This window comes from Ideonella sp. P3_A4 (assembly GCF_056403075.1).
In genome coordinates this window covers 1-1,619 of record NZ_JBFUGE010000972.1, presented here as the reverse complement: position 1 = coordinate 1,619, position 1,619 = coordinate 1, and the positions used below count along the sequence as shown (strand labels likewise).

The 1,619-nt window shown below is 70.8% G+C and carries 1 protein-coding gene; it reads left to right on the top strand.

Going from position 1 to position 1,619, the window contains the following annotated elements:
• Positions 1-1,619, top strand: a 1,619-nt coding sequence (locus AC1DYI_RS34990; protein ID WP_477208695.1) for an exo-beta-N-acetylmuramidase NamZ family protein, incomplete at both ends; no start/stop codon positions are given.

The window sequence follows — 1,619 nt, the reverse complement described above, 5'->3', positions numbered from 1 at the left end:
TCGCCCCCACCGAGCCTGCAGGCGACCGCTGGCTGCGCAGCACAGTGCAAGACCCAACCGCCCGCCGTGCCGGTGGTGTGGCGGGGCATGCGGGCCTGTTCAGCACGGCCGACGACCTGGCGCACTTCGCGCAGGTGATGCTGCGCGCCGGGCCGGCTGCGCCGCTGTACCGCGGCACGATCGCCGATCTGCAGCGGCCGCAAGGCGCCGCCTCCGCCACCGATTGGCACGGTCTCGGGTGGGCGCTGATTGCACCGCTCGAGGCCGAGCGTGACGCGTTGCCACCGCTGGGCGCTGTCGGCCACACGGGCTACACCGGCACCGGCATCTGGCTGGACTTCACGCACCACCGCTTCGTGGTGCTGCTGACCAGCCGCCTGTACCCCGATGGGCGTGGTGACGTGCGCCCGCTGCGCCGCCAGGTCCTCGCACTGGTTTCGAGCCTGCAGCCGCCCGCCCCTGCCGGCCCTGCGTTGCGGGCCGATCCGAAGACGCCGGGCCCCGACGATGGCCCCGCTCCGGTCTGGACCGGCATCGACATGCTGCGCCAGCAAGGCTATGCGGCGCTGCAAGGCCGTCGCGTCGGACTGGTGACGCACCTGGCAGCGATCGACAGGCATGGCTGGCGCACGCTGGACCGGCTGCGCTACGCGCCGGGCGTCCGCCTTATCAGGCTGTTCACGCCCGAGCATGGGCTGAATGCCGACGTCGAGGGCCGCGTCGACTCCGGCACCGAACCGTTCAGCGGCCTGCCGCTGGTCAGCCTGTACGGCAAGACGCAACGCCCAACACCCGAGATGCTGCAAGACATCGACACGCTGGTGATCGACCTGCAGGACGCAGGCGCGCGCTTCTACACCTACCTGGCCACTCTCGGCGAATGCCTGCGCGCCGCCGCGAAGGCCGGCATCGCGGTGGTCGTGCTGGACCGGCCCAACCCCGCACGCGCCGACCGCGTGGCCGGCCCGACGTTGGACCCGGGCCTGAAATCGTTCACCGCCTACGCCGCATTGCCGGTTCAGCATGGCATGACGATCGGCGAACTGGCCCGTTACCTGGCGGCAGAGTTGAAGTCCGACGAAGGCTTGACGGTCGACCTGCAGGTGATCGCGATGCGCGGCTACCGCCGGGCCATGGATTTCGAGGACACGGGCCTCGACTGGGTGCCGCCCTCACCCAACCTGCGCCGCCCTGAAAGCGCGCGCCTGTACCCCGGTGTCGCGTGGATCGAGGGCGCCCCGGTCAGCGTGGGCCGCGGCACCGAGCACCCGTTCGAATGGGTCGGCGCACCATGGATCGACGGTGCCAAACTGGCTCAGGCGCTCACCGATCTGCAATTGCCGGGGCTTGCCATCCAGAAGATTCAGTTCGTGCCGAAGGCCGCGCCCTATGCAGACCAGCGTTGCGAAGGCGTGGCACTGCGCGTGACCGACCGCCAGCACTTCGACGCTGCGCTGCTGGGCGCGGCGCTGGTGCAGTCGCTGCACCGGCTGTGGCCCCGGCAGTTCATGGCCGAGCGCACGCTGGGCATGGTGGGCTCAGCGCAGGCGTTGCAACAGCTGCGCGACGGCCTGCCGCCTGCGCAGGCCCGCGAGCGCTGGGAGAAAGACTGGGGCGAC